Below are 16,646 nucleotides of genomic sequence, written 5' to 3' on the forward strand. Positions count from 1 at the left end.
CATTAGAATCCCAAGCTAGACAGCAGATCGTCCACATCATCCTGACCATTGACCACATCGGCACGAGCCTCGGGGTTCATGATAGGGCCCTCTGCTTCAATCCCGTTGACAGGAATACTACGAGTTGAATGCTCAGCAGAAGCCTCACCAAACATGGTCAGCATTTCTATTAATTTTGTTTCAACTTCCTGAACAAGCTTGATGACCTTGCGGATCATCTGACCTGTCAAATCCTGAAAATCTTGTGCCATCAGAATTTCTGTCAGCAGTTGCCGTAATTTATCGGCATCAGACTCTGAAGCCTTAATAAAATCATCAAGTTGGTGACATAAGGATTTGAACTGTCCCACGCTCATGTCACGAGACATGAGGGCATTCCAGTTCGGCATCACCAGCTGGATATTGTCATTCAGGCGATCCGCTATCGGCAAACTGGCTTCCACCGCATCCATTGTGCGATTGGCCGCTTTGTCGGTCATATCGATAACGTAGCTCAAGCGTTCCCGAGCATCGGGAATATCATGAGTAGCCAAATCCGGAATACGGGGATCGAGGCGAAATTCTTGAAGTGAATCATGCAGTTGTCGGGTCAGCTGACCTACTTTTTCAAACAGATCGGCTGCGTTGGGGGCACATACTTCGGCAAGCAGTTCATCGGCCAGCTCAAATTCGCCTTGCTCCAGATGAGCAACAAGCATCCTTGCCTGGTCGAGCGAAATCATTGCTCTCGTTTTGGCCATCATCCCTGCAGCTCCTTAGCCAATTCGTTCGAAAATTTTGTCGAGTTTTTCTTTGAGCGTTGCTGCGGTGAAGGGCTTGACGATGTAACCGTTGACGCCAGCTTGGGCGGCTTCAATGATCTGCTCACGTTTGGCTTCAGCGGTTACCATCAGTACCGGCAGATGCTTGAGCTTCTCATCGACACGGATGGCTTTAAGCAGGTCAATACCTTGCATGCCAGGCATGTTCCAGTCGGTAACTACAAACTGAAAATCACCATTTTTCAGCATCGGCAGCGCTGTATTGCCGTCATCCGCCTCATGGGTATTGTTGAATCCCAAGTCGCGCAGCAAGTTCTTGATAATCCGGCGCATCGTTGAAAAATCGTCAACAATGAGGATTTTCATGTTCTTGTCCAAAATTCCCTCCTAAATAGCCACCAGAGTGGCTCACTTACATGATGCTAAAAACGGGTTGTGTCGTGCGGATTATGCCTTAGAGTTTCATCTCAGTGTAGCCAGTACAAACACTTATAGATGCCAATCTCTCAAACGAGCACGCAATCTGTGCATTGCCTGACTGTGGATCTGGCTCACACGCGACTCGCTGACATTCAAAACCTCGCCAATTTCACGCAAATTCAGCTCTTCATCGTAGTAAAGAGAGAGAACCAAAGCTTCTCTCTCTGGTAGACGACCAATTTGCTCGGATAATTGAATCTGAAATCGCTCGGCAGCCAATTCATCGAATCCCGAGCCTGAAGGAGCATCATCGGGGTTACCGATCACATCCTCGCTGACCCCCAGATCCTCGATACCGATAATTTTGCCGCAAGAGACGTCTTGCAGCATCGCATGGTAATCAGCGATGGAGACCCCCATCACGGCAGCAACCTCGGTATCTCGCGCGTCACGCCCGTGAGTCTGCTCGACATTCTCGATCGCTTCTGCAATAGCGCGACTGTTGCGATGCACAGAGCGGGGTACCCAATCACCACGCCGGATCTCATCCAGCATGGCGCCTCGGATGCGGATCCCGGCATACGTCTCGAAGCTGGCCCCCTTGCTACCGTCAAAATTGCGGGAAGCTTCAAGCAGCCCAATCATACCTGCCTGGATCAGGTCATCCAGCAAGACACTGCTGGGCAGGCGAGCCAACAAATGCTGGGCAATTCGCTTGACCAGGGGAGCATGACGCTCCACCAGCACATAGGAATCCTGATGACGCAAGTACGCTTGGGCTTTATTCACGGGAACCTTCCTGTGTTGTGGCCGGTTTCTGCAACAAATTTTCCAGGAAAAACTCCAGATGGCCGCCCGGCTGGTTGGGCACCGGCCAGCTCGCCGCCTTGTTGGCGAGGGCCCGGAACGCCAGTGCGGCCGGCGACTTGGGAAACGCCTCGACAATCAGCTTCTGCTTGCGCACGGCGGCACGCAGATTGGTGTCATAGGGTACACAGGCGACCAGCTCCAGGGAGGTGTCGAGGAAACGATCCGTGACCCGGGTCAGTTTGGCAAAGAGCTCCTGGCCTTCGCGCAGACTGCGCACCATATTGGCCACCACCTTGAAACGAAACACGCCGTGATCCTTGGAGAGGATCTTGATGAGGGCGTAGGCATCGGTGATGGAGGTCGGCTCATCACAGACCACCACCATGATGTCCTGAGCTGCACGGGTGAAGCTCAGCACCATGTCGGAGATCCCAGCAGCCGTATCCACCAGCAGGATGTCGACCTGGGTCTTCATCTCGCTGAAGGCACGGATAAGCTCGGCATGCTGCACCGGAGAAAGCTCGACCATGGACTGGGTGCCCGAGGTCGCAGGCACGATCATCATGCCGTAGGGGCCTTCGACGATGATATCGTCGATGGTGCATTCACCCGCCAGGACATGAGAGAGGTTGCGATGAACCCGCAGCCCCAGCATGACGTCGACGTTGGCCAGACCAAGGTCGGCATCCAGCACCATCACCCGCTTGCCTTGGGCGGCCATGGCTCCGGCCACGTTCAGGGTCACGTTGGTCTTGCCCACGCCACCTTTACCACCGGAAACGGCGATTACTTTTACTCGATTGTTTTGACGCATTTTGCGCAGACCACTCGCCTGATCCATATACATGTTACTCATAAAACTCCGAATCTTCGGCCTCGCCAAAGCCTGCGCCCCAGAAATAGGGCTCCTCTGTTTCTCGCTCCAGCGAGCCCATGGCAGCCCCGACGAGCTGCGCCGCATTGGCAACCTGAATATCTTCCGGAACCCTTTGTCCGTCAGTGATATAGCTGATGGGCAATGAATTCTGGATACACACGTTAATCACTTCGCCCAGATTCAGACTTTCATCCAATTTGGTAAGTATGCAGCCGCTTAATGGAATACGCCGGAAATGGTCAACCGCCTCCTGCATCACCCGACGCTGGGAAGTTGCCGACATCACCAGATAACTGCGGATCCGCACCTTGGCATTCTTGACCAGGGTATCGAGCTGCTCGGTCAACCGGATATCCCGTTGGCCAACCCCGGCCGTATCGATAAGTACCAGCCGACGATGGCGAAACTGATAAAGGGCATTGGCCAGCTCTTCGGCATCACGCACCTGCCGCACCGGACACCCCATGATGCGGCCATAGGTCTGCAGCTGTTCATGGGCACCAATCCGATAGTTGTCGGTGGTGATCAGCGCCACCTGCTCGGCGCCATACTTCATGGCGAAACGGGCCGCCAGCTTGGCGATGGTGGTGGTTTTGCCCACCCCGGTCGGGCCAAGCAGCGCCACCGCGCCGCCCTGACGCATGATCTCGTCCTCGCTGATCTTGAGCTGGGCCGTCAGCACTTCGGCCAACTGGGCCATTGCCTGATGGATGGACATATCTTCGGGGATCAGTCCCGCCAGTTGATCGGCAAAGGCATCATCAAAGCCGAGCTTTTTGAGCTCCTTGATCAGCAGGGCCCGCATCGGTTCGCGGCGCTCCACCTCTTGCCACATCAGCCCGGAGATCTGGTGCTCCAGCAATTTGCGGATGCTGGCCATCTCCTTGCGCATCCCCTCCATCTCCTGATCCCGCTGGGCAGGTTGAGGAGCACGCGGGCCGGACGCAACCCGGGCCTTGGGTTTGGCAGGTTCGGGGGCTGCGCCCCACTGCCCCTGCTCGGCCAATGTTCTGGGCGCTGCATTGGCAGCGGCCAGACCGGCCGATTGGGTATTGCCCATTGGCGCCCCATTGCCCGGCTTGAGCTTCTGCTGGCGCGCCAGCAAGGCGGCCAGGGTATCGGCATAATGTTCGTTCTGCTCCTTCGCCGGCGACGGCTCGGGGCGGATCATCTGCCGTGCAGCAGACGAAATATTGACGCTCTCATCGTTCAGCTGACGGCGAACCGGCGCATCTTTGGGCCCCGGAACCTGGGATTGATAATCGACTGCGGCGACTATCTCTACCCCTCCGGTGACCTTCTTGTTGGACATGATGACGGCGTCAGGCCCGAGAGTCTCCTTGACCTCGGCCAGAGCCGTTCGCATATCCTTGGCAAAAAACCGCTTAATCTTCACCCGTCGTCTCCGCTAACTAGTTCTGCCCTACCGCACTGACGATGCGGATCTGCTTGTCGTCGGGCACTTCCTGATAAGACAGAACGCGCAATCCAGGAATGGCATTCTTGACAAATTTCGCCAGGGTATTGCGCAAGATCCCCGATGTCAGAAGCACGGCCGGTTGGCCTTCCAATTCTTGTCGTTGAGTGGCTTCCACCAGCGAGCGCTGCATCCGCTCTGCCAGACCCGGTTCAATACCGGCACCATCACCGCCACCAGCCTGCAGGGATTGATGCAATATACGTTCCAATTCCGGCGCCAAGGTAATCACCGGCAGCTCGGGATCGGGGCCTGCAATCTCCTGCACAATCAGGCGACGCAGGGCAATCCGGCAAGCGGCTGTGAGCACTTCCGGATCCGGACTGCGCGGCGCGTATTCAACCAGGGTCTGCAGGATAGTGCGCATATCGCGGATTGGCACGCCTTCATTGAGCAAATTCTGTAATACCTTCACAAGGTTACCCATGCTGATCACTTCCGGCACCAACCCTTCGACCAGCTTGCTCTGATGTTTGCCAATCATGTCGAGCAGCTGTTGTACCTCGTCATGACCCAGCAACAGAGCTGCATGGTTGGTCAGGATCTGGCTCAGATGGGTAGCCACCACGGTCGCGGTGTCTACCACCGTATACCCCAGCGTCTGTGCTTGAGATACCATCTCCTTGGCAACCCAGACCGCTTCCAGCCCGAAGGCGGGATCCCGGGTCGCTATCCCCTGGATCTGGCCGAACACCTGCCCCGGATTGATGGCCATCTCCTTATCATGGTAGACATTGGCCTCGCCGGTACTGACCCCCATCAAGGTGATGCGGTATTGGTTTGGCGCCAGATCCAGGTTGTCGCGAATGTGGACGGCAGGGACCAGAAAACCCAGCTCTTGCGAGAGTTTCTTGCGCACCCCTTTGATCCGGTTGAGCAGTTCGCCACCCTGATTGCGATCCACCAGCGGGATCAGCTGATAACCCACTTCCAGCCCGATGATGTCCACCGGCATCACATCATCCCAGCTCAGCTCTTTCTGCTCATGAGGTTGTTCGGCAGTGGCAGGCAGCAGCTCGCCCTTGGCCGCTTTGGCGGCAGCCAGTTTCTCGCGGCGCAGCAACCACCAGGCGCCAGCGGCGGCAAGAGCCCCCAGACTCAGGAAGGCGAAATGCGGCATCCCCGGCACCAGCCCCATCATCAGCAGAATCCCGGCCGAGATGATCAGCGCCTTGGGATTGTCAAACAGTTGACCTAGCACCGCAGTTCCCATGTCCTGATCGGTATTCTGACGGGTCACTATGATGGCGGCGGCGATGGAGAGCAGCAGGGAGGGGATCTGCGCCACCAGACCGTCACCGATGGCCAACAGGGTATAGATCTCGGCCGATTCGCTGAAGGTCAGCTGGTGCTGCATCATCCCGATGATGAAGCCGCCGATGATGTTGATAAAGAGGATCATAATGCCCGCAATGGCATCCCCTTTGACAAACTTGGAGGCACCATCCATGGAGCCGTAGAAGTCAGCTTCCTGGGTTACATCCTGACGACGCTTCTTCGCCTCTTCCTGATTGATGAGACCGGCGTTCAAATCGGCATCGATGGCCATCTGTTTGCCCGGCATCGCATCAAGGGTAAAACGAGCACTCACTTCCGCGATCCGCCCGGCACCCTTGGTAATGACCACAAAGTTGATGATCATCAGAATGGTGAAAACGATGATGCCGACCGCATAGTTGCCGCCGATCACCACGTTACCGAACGCCTCGATCACATGGCCGGCCGCCGCACTACCATTATGACCTTCCAGCAACACCACCCGGGTCGAGGCGACGTTCAACGCCAACCGCAGCAGGGTAGCGAGCAGCAGTACGGTCGGGAAAGCAGCAAATTCGAGGGGGCGGCGGGTATAGACGGATACCAGCAGCACCACGATGGAGAGGGCAATGTTGAAGGAGAAGAGCACATCCAGCATCAACGGCGGGATGGGCAACACCACCATGCCGAGCGCGGCCAATACCAGCAGAGGGGTGCCAAGGCCTTTGCCCAAAACTCCCCGGTACTCTTTGAACTGGCCCAATACTGCCTTGAATTCCATCGCGCTTCTCAATTTCAACCTGCTGGTGCTAGATTAAAGCAAACATCAAGCCAACAATACAAGACATTGAAATGCAATGGATTTATTTTGACTACGTCAGAACTTTGTCATTTTCGATATTCGGTCGGAATGGGCAGATCTTTAGCCAGCGGTTGGGGACGGCGCCCCTGACCACGGCGGAATTTCTTGAGCTGGAAGACATAAGCGAGCACCTGGGCAACCGCCGCAAACAGCCCTTCCGGGATCTCGTGGCCCAGCTCGGTTGAGTGGTAAATAGCCCGGGTCAAGGCTGGTGACGGCATGATGGGGATCTCGTACTCTCTGGCGATCTCCCTGATCTTCATTGCAATTTCATCTGTGCCCTTGGCCACGACCTTGGGCGCGGCACCGGGTTTGCCCGCATCATACTTGAGCGCTACCGAGTAGTGGGTCGGGTTGGTGATCACCACATCAGCCTTGGGTACATCCCCCATCATTCGACGCATCGCCATCTGCATCTGCAACTGACGGATCTTGCCCTTTACCTCGGGCTTGCCTTCGCTGTCCTTGAACTCGTCCTTGACCTCCTGCTTGGTCATCTTGAGCTGACGCATGTGGTTCCACTGCTGGAACGGCACGTCGATGGCAACGATGGGAAGCAGGGCGCAGCAGAGGATGATCAACATCCAGAGAAACAACTCCAGCGCATCGATAATACCGCCGGGGAAACCCTCCATAGAGAGGTTAAGCAGGTGATTGAACTGGCTGGATAGCATCCACCAGGCAAACAGGGTGATGAACACCACCTTGGCGATGGATTTGACCAGCTCGATCAGCGACTGCACCCCGAACATGCGCTTGAGGCCGCTGAGTGGACTCAGCTTGCTCATCTTGGGCATCATGGCTTCAGTGGAGAAGTTCATCCCCCCCATCAGGGTGTTGCCGATAAAAGCGGCAATCGCCACCAGTGCAAACAAGAGTCCCAGCGGAAGCACCAGTTCCCCCAGCAGCGCCGGCACCATAGCGATCATGGCATTGGGATCGAACGCCTGCTCCCGGTCCAGGGTAAAGCCCATGGTGACAACCTTGACCATGGCGGTCGCCAGCGAGCCCTTGAGCATCAACAGGCCAAAGACCGCCGAGAGCAGAACGCTGGCGGTCCCCAGCTCTTTTGAACGTGCAATCTGCCCTTTTTCACGGGCCTGTTGCAGTCGTTTGCCCGTGGGTTGTTCGGTACGTTCCTGGTCGGTATCAGCCATGAGCGCCCCCGAAGCACTGGGTGTTGATCAGCTCGCAGCTGACCTCCTGCACCCGCTCCCACATGATGTCGAAGTGGCCGAGAAACCCGCCGATAGTGAGCCAGAGGATGAGTAGACCCGACATCATGCTGACCGCAAAACCGATACTGAAAATGTTGAGTTGCGGCGCCGCCCGGGTCATGACACCAAAGGCGAAGTTGATCAAGAGCAAGGCGACGATGGCAGAAAGGGCCATCACCAGTGAAGCCTGATACATCACACCGAGAAAACCGATCAGGGTACGAATGGCCGGTAAAGTGAGCCCGGCGTCCGACACCGGCAAGGTCTCAAAACTGAGGATCACCAGCCGCAGCATTACCAGATGACCATCCAGCGCCAGAAACACCAGGGTCGCCAGCATCAGATAAAACTGACCCACCACGGGGGCCGACTGGCCATTCATCGGGTCCACCAGGGTGGCAAAACCCAGACTGGTCTGCATGGCGATGACCTGACCGGCCATCACGAAGCTCTCCATCAGAAACTGGGTCATCAGACCGAGAGCAATACCGATCAGCAGTTGCTGGCCCAATACCAGAAAACTGCCGGCAGAGAAGAGTTCAATGGGGGGCATTTTCGGGAGCAGCGGGGCAATCAGAAAGGTGATGGCAAGCGCCAGCCCCATCCGTACCCGCGCAGGAGCAAGGCGGCTGCCAAACACCGCCATCACCATCAGCAGACTGCTCACCCGCGCCAGCGGCCAGAGGATGGAAGACAACCACTCCATGATCAGAGCGGTTGTGTAGGTCATCCCACCACCTCGGGGATTTGATTGACCATCAGTACAAAGAAGTCCATCAGACTCTGCAGACCCCAGTGAGCACCAGCACCCAGCGCAAACAGTGTCACGATGAGACGGGGCAGAAAGCTCAGGGTCTGTTCGTTGATGGAGGTGGCCGCCTGAAAAATGGCGACCACCAGGCCGATAGCGAGACTGGGCAGGATCACGGCGCTGACCATGATATTGACCAGCCAGAGCGCCTCGCGAAAGACGTCGACAAAGGTTTCAGGGCTCATGTTCGGGCTCCTTGCGCTCGACCGGCTAACCGGCACCCAGTCCGAAACTGTTGGCCAATGACCCCAGAATGAGATTCCAGCCATCCACCATCACGAACAGCATCAACTTGAAGGGCAGCGAGACGATCATCGGTGAGAGCATCATCATCCCCATCGCCATCAGGATACTGGCGACCACCAGATCGATGACCAGGAACGGCAGGAACAGCATAAAACCAATCTGGAATGCGGTTTTCAGCTCGCTGGTGACAAACGCCGGGATCAACACTCGTAGCGGCACATCGGCAGGTTTCTCCACCTGCACGTTGGCGATCTCCATAAAGGTGTTGAGATCCTTGATCCGGGTCTGGGCCAGCATGAACTGATGGATGGGCAACTCGGCCCGCTCCAGCGCCTCCTTTGCCTGAATGGTCTCGGCCAGATAGGGCTGCAACGCCTCATCATTGATGCGATCCAGCACCGGCGACATGATGAAGAACGACATAAACAGGGCGATGCCGATCAACACTTGGTTGGAGGGACTCTGTTGCAGACCGATCGCCTGGCGCAAGATACCCAACACCACAATGATGCGGGTAAACGAGGTCATCATGATCACCATGGCCGGCAAGAAGGAGAGCGCGGTCATCAGCGCCAGTACTTGCAGGGTCAGGCTGTACTCCTGAGAGCCATCCCCCATGGTCTTGACGGTCACCGCCGACATGGCGTCCTGTGCCAGCGCGGGCCAAGAGCAAAACAGTGCTATCAGCAGGCTGACCAGCAGCCCCGTTTTCAGCCATAAGCCGTTAGCTTTTTTCATGCTTGCCCATCAATTTGCCAAGCTGCTGGGAAAACGCCTGAGGCTGGTTTTCGTCCAGCGGCTCCTCCAGCCGGTAGAGAAAGTTGACCTGCTGCGGTGTTACGCCGACCAGCAGTTGCTGTTCGCCCACCTTGACCACCAGCAGCTTCTCTTTGTAACCCACCGGCAACGAGGCGATGACCCGCATCTGGCCGCCCCCCATGGCGGTTGCCAGCTTGCTCTTCTTGAGCAGAAAGCCCAGCACCAGAATGAGACAGATCACCATCAGACTGGAAAGCAACCAGGAGCTCAGACTAGGCACGTTGGCAGATGCCGCTGTCTCGGCAAAGGCCGGAACAGGCAGCAATAACAACAGGAGGCGCATCATTTGAGCTTCTTGATCCGTTCAATCTGGCTGATGACGTCGGTCAGGCGGATACCGAACTTGTCGTTCACCACCACCACCTCGCCGTGAGCGATCAGGGTACCGTTGACCAATACATCCAGCGGCTCGCCTGCAACACGATCCAGCTCCACCACCGAGCCCTGGTTCAGCTGCAACAGGTTGCGGATGCTGATCTGGCTGCGGCCCACCTCCATGGCGATAGTGACCGGAATATCGAGAATGGTGTCGAGCTTGCGACGCTCCTCGGCACTGATAGGGGCATCATCTTTCAACTCTTCCAGCGGGGCTGGCTTGGCTTCCGCCGTCACCTGCTCCTCCAGAGCCGCAGCCCAGGCATCAGCCATCAGATCCTCTTCCTCAGTTCCGCTCATCTTGTTTCCTTATGCTACTTCGTGACCGTTTACCGTAATAAACCATCAATTATCGCTGTTGATCTTCGATACTGCGCTCGAGCTCTTCCAGCTCGGCCTCGCCATCAATTCGTACCCCGCCCCGGGTCACCAGATGCATCTCCGTCTTGACCCCTTCCGGACGTTTGAGTTTGTCGGTGATCTTGAGCGCCACATTATCCTTGGTCCGGCCCATCTTGGCGTGGAAAGTGGGCAAGTCCTCGACAAAAACCAGCAGATTTTCCGGCATATCGACCGGAATGATATCGCCGGGTCGCAGCTCCATCAGTTCACGCAGGGTGAGTTCGGTCTCCAGCAGCTTGGCCCGCAGCTCCACCTTGACGTCCATGATCTCGTCACGCAGCGCCTTGCTCCAACGTACGTCGGTATCCCCCTTGTCACTCTGCACACCGGCATCCAGCAGCTCGCGAATCGGTTCCAGCATGGAATAAGGCATCGCCACGTGGAAGTCGCCGCCGCCACCATCGAGCTCGATGTGGAACGAGCTGACCACGATCACCTCGGTCGGGCTGACGATGTTGGCCATTGCCGGGTTCACTTCGGAGTCGAGATACTCGAACCCCACGTCCATCACCGGCGCCCAGGCATCCTTGTAATCCTCAAACACCAGTTTGAGCAGCATCTGGATAATGCGCCGCTCGGTCGGCGTAAACTCGCGCCCTTCAATCTTGGCGTGATAACGGCCATCACCACCGAAGAAGTTCTCTACCAGGATGAAGACCAGTCGGGCCTCCATGGTGATGAGTGCCGTCCCCTTGAGCGGGCGGAAGCGCACCATGTTGAGACTGGTCGGCACAAACAGGGTATGAACATACTCGCCAAACTTGAGCATCTGCACGCCGTTGATGGAGACCTCGGCGGTACGACGCATCATGTTGAACAGGCTGATTCGCATATGGCGGGCGAAACGTTCATTCACCAGCTCCAGCGTCGGCATGCGACCACGGACGATGCGGTCCTGGGAGGAGAAGTCAAACTGGGCTACGCCGGGGTCTCCAGCGCCGCCTATCTCTTCCTCTTCGACATCATCGACACCGTGCAAGAGGGCATCAATTTCGTCCTGACTTAACAGATCGCTCACGCTTCACCTACTGCATTACAAAGCCGGTAAACAGCACTTGTTCGATAACGGGGGAAGAGACCAGGTCCTTGAGCACCCGACGGCACTCTTCCAGTGAATCCTTGCGCAGCTTCTCCTTGCCTTCGAAGGTCATCAGCTGTTCGGCACTGGCTGCGCTGAATACCCGCAGCAAAGTGCCTTCAATCAGGGGGATATTCTGTTTGGCCAGCGTCTCGTCGGCGGTACCGCGCACCATCAGCTGGATCTTGATCTGCACCAGTCGATCTCGCTGGGCACCTGCGACGTTGAAGACAAAGGGGCGCGGCATACCGACATAGAGGGAAGGTTTAGGCGCTTCCTCCTTGGGTGTGGCCTCGGCACCTTCCGCCGCTTCAGCAGGCGGTTTATCGGAGCCGGAGAGCATCAGGAAGGCGCCAGCACCACCACCGCCCAGCAAAATAACCGCCAGGGCAATGATAATGATCAGCTTCTTTTTCTTGCCCGCAGCCGGGTCTTTTAGCGTCAACTCGTTATCGTCAGCCATCCCTTGTCCACCCTAGTCTCAAACTTGTTCGATATCATAAACTTACTCGGGATTGCATCAAGCATAGAAATCAATTCCGGAACCGTTTGTCGATTCCACCAGCAAACTGGGGTTGGAAGTGGTGAGTTCCCCTTCAACCAGCCCGTTACCGGACCGCGGCTGACCACTAGTCTGACCTTGCTGCCCCTGCCCGTTAAAGGTGGGCTGGCCCTGTTGCTGCTGTTGTTGCGACTGCTGCTGCACCTGCGTCTGACCAAGCTGGATCCCCTGCCCTGCCAGCATGTCACGCAGCCGGGGCATCGCCTGCTCCAGCATCTCGCGGGTCTGGCCATGTTGTACCACAAAATGGACGTTGGCCTGGCTGTCAGCTCCCATCTGGATCTGGATCTTCATCTTGCCAAGGCCGAGGGGGTCGAGCTGAATTTCCGCCTGTTGCAGTTTCTCGGCCAGCATCACATTGACCTTCTGGTGCAATTCGGCAGGCGCTTCCTGACTGGCCAGTTTCAAATGAGGTAAATTCTGCGACTCACGGCGCAGCGTCGTCTCAGCGGCGGGCGCCCGGCTATCGGCCACCTGTGGCTGAGTCTGGCTGTTCTGGCCATGCTGAACGGTCTGGCTCGGGCTGCTCTCACTGTTAGATGTCGTCGCAACCAGGCTCTTCTCCGCCTCACCGGCCTTCGGTTTTACCTCAAGCGAAACCGCTTTTCGCACCTCGTCGGTGCCCGTCACTTCCATCTGTTTGATGCCGGCTGAAATGGTCGACAGCGGCGCTTGCGGCCCCTGAGATTCGGCCTGTGCCAACACCTGCTGCGGCGCCGCCATCACGGGGGCGGCAGCGCTATCGCTCTGAGTCGTCGCATTTGTCGTTACGCTGCTCTGGGCTGCGGCACTTTCTGCGGCACTTTGCGCCGTCATCACGTGCGCCGAACCTTGATTAGCGGCGGTGGCTGGCTGCTGGCTTCCCTCGGCAGCACTCTTTTCTGTCCCCTTGCCAGCTACCCCACTTCCATCCGCAGTTGCTGAAGTGGTTGCAGCGCCCGCCTCAGGCTGCTTGAGCCCCTCGCTGAAGGCCTTGAGCGCAGCCCCCTGAGTCGCGGCTTGTGTCGCCTGCCCCTTGTTAGTCAAAACATTACCGGCGACGAGATCGGATTTGCTGTCGCCAGTCTCTTTGGTTGCAAGAGACTCCACGGATTTGGCGGTTCTTGCCGACTCATCGACCGGCAGCACCTTGGCCAGCTGGGCCATCCGCTCTGCCCCCGTGAGGGGCTTGGTGTGCTTGCCATCTGCTCCGAGGGTTTCTCCCTTGGCCGAGGCTTTCTCCCCGGACTGCCCATCCGCAGTAGTGGCGGCATCTTCACCTTCAGAGGAGAGAACGGCAGCAGAGGCATCGCCCTGCGCCACTACTCGCGCCGCAGAGGACGATACCGTGGTATCAAGAGTCGAGTTGGCGGTCGTCGCCAGCGGCGACTGCGCCCCGGTCTGACCGGCAAGCTGTTGGGCAATCCTAGCTGCGGCTGGGGTCTGCTCGCTTTCATCAAGCACAATCCCCTCCAGCTCACCCTCTTGCGGCAACGGATTGCCGTCTACCACAGTGGCGCTCTGTTGGGCTGCTACCGCCAGCTGGGGTGTCACTAGCGAGGTATCGAGCTTGAGGGAGTCTTGCAGACGGAGCAGAAAGTCGGTGGCAGGGACCTCACCCACCTTGTTGTCGGCGTCAGGATCCTGCTCCTTGCTGGTCTCCTCTTTGGGAGAGGCGCTCTCGGTCGCCAAAGATTTGGCTGATCGGACATGGTTACCGCCCTGAGTGGCTTCGGGGGTGCCCTGCTCGCTGTTCCGGGCCTTGGCAATCAGGGTGGCGAAGTCCCCCTTGCTGTCGCTGCCGGTTCCCCCATCGATACTTTTGCTCTCGACGGAACCGCTCAGAGGCGCTTTGTCCAACCCGTTGGCCGCAGCCGAAGGCGTTTGTGTCAACAGTGTCTGCATCATGATGGGATCCCTGAATTCTGGTGGCCCCCAGAGAGATGGCCGCCGACAATGTCCATATCAAAGCAAGTTACAGGCCAGCTTGATGAAAGCGTCGCAACATAGCGTACTCATCCAGCATCTTCTGCTCCTGACGCTGGGCTTTCTGCTGCTCGCGGCTCGCCTGTTTCTCCAGCAACAGCTCCACCGCCTTGCGCCGCTGCTGGGCAGCCAGCCACTCTTCACGGCGCTGTTCCAGCGCCTGACGCACCTGCAACACCCCTTCGTACTGCTGGGTCGCTGCCTGTTCGAGCTTGTTGATAAAGGCGTGATACTGGGTATTTTGCTGGGGCGAAATCCCCTGCAGGCCGCGATCGGTCCACTGCTGGTGATAGATCTGGCGGTACTGGTTGAGGGCATTTTGCTGATCCATGAACAGCTTGAGATCCTGCTGCGCCTTCACCAGTGCCAGCGCACACTGCTGCTCCGCTTCCACCAGCCGATCGGCCAACAATACCAACCCTTTACTCATCGTCGACCTCTCTGTTACCGACCATCATCAGCGCATCAATGGCATCGCCACCATCTGCAAGGCTTGCAAGCCATCATCGTAGTGAATGACCTCGCGCATCCCCTGCTGCAAGAACTGATCCAGATAGGGTTTTTGAATGATGGCGCGGTCAATACGCGGATCGGAACCCTGACTGTAGGCGCCAATGGTGATGAGATCCCGGTTCTGCTGATAGAGGGAGTAGAACTGCTTGAGGGTGCGCGCCAGATCCATATGTTCCGGCGAGGTCACCATGGGCATAACCCGGCTGATGGACTTCTCGATGTCGATAGCCGGATAGTGGCCCGCATCGGCCAGCTCGCGCGACAACACTATGTGGCCATCGAGGATCGCCCGCGCCGCATCGGCAATGGGATCTTGCAGGTCATCCCCCTCGGTCAGGACGGTGAAGAAGGCGGTGATGGAGCCCTGGCCGTCACTGCCGTTACCCGCCCGCTCCACCAGCGCCGGTAATTTGGCAAATACCGAGGGCGGATAACCCTTGGTCGCCGGCGGCTCGCCCACCGCCAGCGCGATCTCACGCTGGGCCTGGGCATAACGGGTAAGAGAGTCCATCAAGAGCAACACGTTGAGCCCCTGATCGCGGAAATACTCGGCGATGGCCAGCGCCGTTTCACACCCCTTGAGCCGCATCAGCGGCGAGGCGTCGGCGGGAGCCGCCACCACCACGGAGCGGGCTCGCCCCTCCTCTCCCAAAATGTCTTCGATAAACTCTTTCACCTCACGACCCCGTTCACCGATGAGGCCGACCACTACCACATCTGCCACCGAGCCGCGGGTCATCATGCCCAGCAGTACCGATTTACCGACACCGGAACCGGCAAACAACCCCATCCGCTGGCCCTGACCAACCGTCAGCACGGCGTTGATGGCGCGCACCCCCACGTCCATCGGCTGATGGATCGGGCGGCGAGAGAGCGGGTTGATGCGGTGCTGGGCAAACTGCACGGTCTGGGAGGAGAGAATGGGACCGAGCCCATCGAGTGGCTGACCGATGCCGTCGATGACCCGACCAAGCAGGTTCATCCCAACCGGAATGCCGTGCTCTTCGGTGATGGGCACCACCCGGGCACCGGGGATCACCCCCTTGAGCTGCTCGCTCGGCATCAGATAGAGGCGATCGCCAGAAAAACCGACCACTTCAGCCTCCAGCGTCCCATCCAGGGTATCGATGCGGCAGAGGGCACCGATGGCGGCACGGCAGCCGATGGCTTCGAGGGTCAGCCCCACCACCCGGGTCAATTTGCCGGCGACCGGCGGTTTGGGGGCGCTGTCGCGTACCTTGTACCCTTGCAACCGGTTCAGTAGCGAGCCGCTCATCTGGCCTCCTGAGAGCTAAAAAGTGCAGCCGGACGGCAACGTCCGGCATCGGTTATGGGCGTGAGTCCTGCGAAGCCGGTTTCTGCGACGCATTGTCCCGCAAGAAGTTGCGCAGCAACTGATCGATGCGCCCGGAGAGGGTCAAATCGATGCTAGAGAGCTCGGTAGCCAGTTGCAGATCGCCGGGGGAGAGGGTGGGATCGCTCTGCAATCGCCAGTGGCGCTTGGCGCACTCGTCGGCGCCAAATGCCTGCTCGATTCGCGCGATATCGTCGGGATGCAACATCAGGGTCACCCCCTGTTCGGCGGCGGGCAGCAACGCCAGCCCCTCTTTGAGCGCCTCCAGCAAAATGCGAGGAGAGGTCTCCGCTTCGTGACGAATAAGCGCGCGGGCCAGTTGCATCACCAGCGAGACCAGTTGCTGCTCCACCGCCTGATCCAACTCGTTAAGCGGATTGGCAAGGCGGGCGGCGAGCCCCTGCCAGTGGGCGATCTCCTGCTCCACCAGCTCGCGGCCCATGGCCACCCCCTCCTCGCGCCCCTGTTCGAGACCAGCGGAATGACCCTGTTGCAATCCTTCCAGCTTGCCCTCTTCCATACCCTTGGCATAACCGGACTCGCGCCCCTCAGCCATCCCCTCTTCCCAGGCGGCCTGACGGATCGCTTCAAGCTCTTCGGCGGTGATGCTGGGGGTCGGCTCCTGCTCGGACTCCGGCTCCACCACCTCCTCTTCCTGCTGATACCAGTCAGGGGCCAGGCCAAGAGCATTGGTAGGCGCTCCCGCCTCTACCTCAACCTCCATCTCGGGCCAGCCCCAGGTCTCAACCCGGGCATCATCACCCTCGGGGCGCACATAACCACGCAGTTTGTTGTTCATGCTTTGCGCGGCTCCTCACCACTGCCTGATGCGGGTTTGGC

18 protein-coding genes are annotated in these 16,646 nt (G+C 58.1%); all 18 read right to left on the reverse strand.

Annotated elements, in window-relative coordinates; translation table 11 throughout:
- Nucleotides 1-2: 2 nt before the first annotated feature.
- The gene (locus tag AB5Y92_RS18360; RefSeq protein ID WP_005353668.1) at nt 3-743 is read right to left on the reverse strand and encodes a protein phosphatase CheZ; all 741 of its coding nucleotides are present in this window, start codon (nt 741-743) and stop codon (nt 3-5) included.
- Nucleotides 744-755: 12 nt separating this feature from the next.
- A complete protein-coding gene (cheY, locus tag AB5Y92_RS18365) occupies nt 756-1,139 on the reverse strand; it encodes a chemotaxis response regulator CheY (RefSeq protein ID WP_013723552.1) in 384 nt (127 codons plus the stop codon).
- 111 nt (nt 1,140-1,250) lie between these two features.
- Nucleotides 1,251-1,970 carry an RNA polymerase sigma factor FliA gene (locus AB5Y92_RS18370; RefSeq protein WP_164536341.1) on the reverse strand — a complete coding sequence of 240 codons (720 nt, stop codon included), beginning with the start codon at nt 1,968-1,970 and terminating at the stop codon, nt 1,251-1,253.
- Nucleotides 1,963-2,838, reverse strand: coding sequence for a MinD/ParA family protein (locus AB5Y92_RS18375; protein ID WP_013723550.1), 876 nt, complete (start codon nt 2,836-2,838; stop codon nt 1,963-1,965). The genes AB5Y92_RS18370 and AB5Y92_RS18375 overlap by 8 nt, the downstream gene beginning before the upstream one ends.
- 1 nt (nt 2,839) lies before the next feature.
- Nucleotides 2,840-4,264, reverse strand: a complete 1,425-nt coding sequence (gene flhF / locus AB5Y92_RS18380; RefSeq protein ID WP_164536340.1) for a flagellar biosynthesis protein FlhF — start codon at nt 4,262-4,264, stop codon at nt 2,840-2,842.
- Between the two features lie 16 nt (nt 4,265-4,280).
- Nucleotides 4,281-6,383, reverse strand: coding sequence for a flagellar biosynthesis protein FlhA (gene flhA, locus AB5Y92_RS18385; RefSeq protein ID WP_005353675.1), 2,103 nt, complete (start codon nt 6,381-6,383; stop codon nt 4,281-4,283).
- A gap of 107 nt (nt 6,384-6,490) precedes the next feature.
- Nucleotides 6,491-7,621 carry a flagellar biosynthesis protein FlhB gene (gene flhB, locus AB5Y92_RS18390; RefSeq protein WP_019444721.1) on the reverse strand — a complete coding sequence of 377 codons (1,131 nt, stop codon included), beginning with the start codon at nt 7,619-7,621 and terminating at the stop codon, nt 6,491-6,493.
- Entirely contained in the window at nt 7,614-8,411 is a 798-nt protein-coding gene (fliR, locus tag AB5Y92_RS18395; protein WP_019444720.1) for a flagellar biosynthetic protein FliR, read from the reverse strand. The genes flhB and fliR overlap by 8 nt, the downstream gene beginning before the upstream one ends.
- Entirely contained in the window at nt 8,408-8,677 is a 270-nt protein-coding gene (fliQ, locus tag AB5Y92_RS18400) for a flagellar biosynthesis protein FliQ (protein WP_040065332.1), read from the reverse strand. Before fliQ ends, fliR begins: the two co-directional genes overlap by 4 nt.
- Before the next feature lie 25 nt (nt 8,678-8,702).
- Nucleotides 8,703-9,476, reverse strand: a complete 774-nt coding sequence (fliP, locus tag AB5Y92_RS18405; RefSeq protein ID WP_047439655.1) for a flagellar type III secretion system pore protein FliP — start codon at nt 9,474-9,476, stop codon at nt 8,703-8,705.
- Nucleotides 9,463-9,843, reverse strand: a complete 381-nt coding sequence (gene fliO, locus AB5Y92_RS18410; RefSeq protein ID WP_164536339.1) for a flagellar biosynthetic protein FliO — start codon at nt 9,841-9,843, stop codon at nt 9,463-9,465. Before fliO ends, fliP begins: the two co-directional genes overlap by 14 nt.
- Entirely contained in the window at nt 9,840-10,232 is a 393-nt protein-coding gene (gene fliN / locus AB5Y92_RS18415; protein ID WP_005298791.1) for a flagellar motor switch protein FliN, read from the reverse strand. Before fliN ends, fliO begins: the two co-directional genes overlap by 4 nt.
- Nucleotides 10,233-10,281: 49 nt before the next feature.
- A complete protein-coding gene (fliM, locus tag AB5Y92_RS18420) occupies nt 10,282-11,352 on the reverse strand; it encodes a flagellar motor switch protein FliM (protein ID WP_005334736.1) in 1,071 nt (356 codons plus the stop codon).
- A gap of 7 nt (nt 11,353-11,359) precedes the next feature.
- Nucleotides 11,360-11,875: a flagellar basal body-associated protein FliL gene (fliL, locus tag AB5Y92_RS18425; protein ID WP_043822474.1), complete on the reverse strand. Its 516-nt coding sequence runs from the start codon at nt 11,873-11,875 to the stop codon at nt 11,360-11,362.
- Between the two features lie 57 nt (nt 11,876-11,932).
- Entirely contained in the window at nt 11,933-13,861 is a 1,929-nt protein-coding gene (locus AB5Y92_RS18430; RefSeq protein ID WP_368227338.1) for a flagellar hook-length control protein FliK, read from the reverse strand.
- A gap of 67 nt (nt 13,862-13,928) precedes the next feature.
- Nucleotides 13,929-14,369 carry a flagellar export protein FliJ gene (gene fliJ / locus AB5Y92_RS18435; protein WP_151285827.1) on the reverse strand — a complete coding sequence of 147 codons (441 nt, stop codon included), beginning with the start codon at nt 14,367-14,369 and terminating at the stop codon, nt 13,929-13,931.
- 27 nt (nt 14,370-14,396) lie between these two features.
- Complete coding sequence (gene fliI, locus AB5Y92_RS18440) at nt 14,397-15,728, reverse strand: flagellar protein export ATPase FliI (protein ID WP_005334747.1); 1,332 nt, start codon at nt 15,726-15,728, stop codon at nt 14,397-14,399.
- Nucleotides 15,729-15,780: 52 nt separating this feature from the next.
- Nucleotides 15,781-16,605 (reverse strand): flagellar assembly protein FliH, encoded by an 825-nt coding sequence (gene fliH / locus AB5Y92_RS18445; protein ID WP_368227339.1) that lies wholly within the window; start codon nt 16,603-16,605, stop codon nt 15,781-15,783.
- Between the last annotated feature and the right edge of the window lie 41 nt (nt 16,606-16,646).

The sequence above is a fragment of the Aeromonas sp. R1-1 genome, assembly GCF_040908495.1.
Taxonomy (GTDB): Bacteria; Pseudomonadota; Gammaproteobacteria; order Enterobacterales; family Aeromonadaceae; genus Aeromonas; species Aeromonas veronii.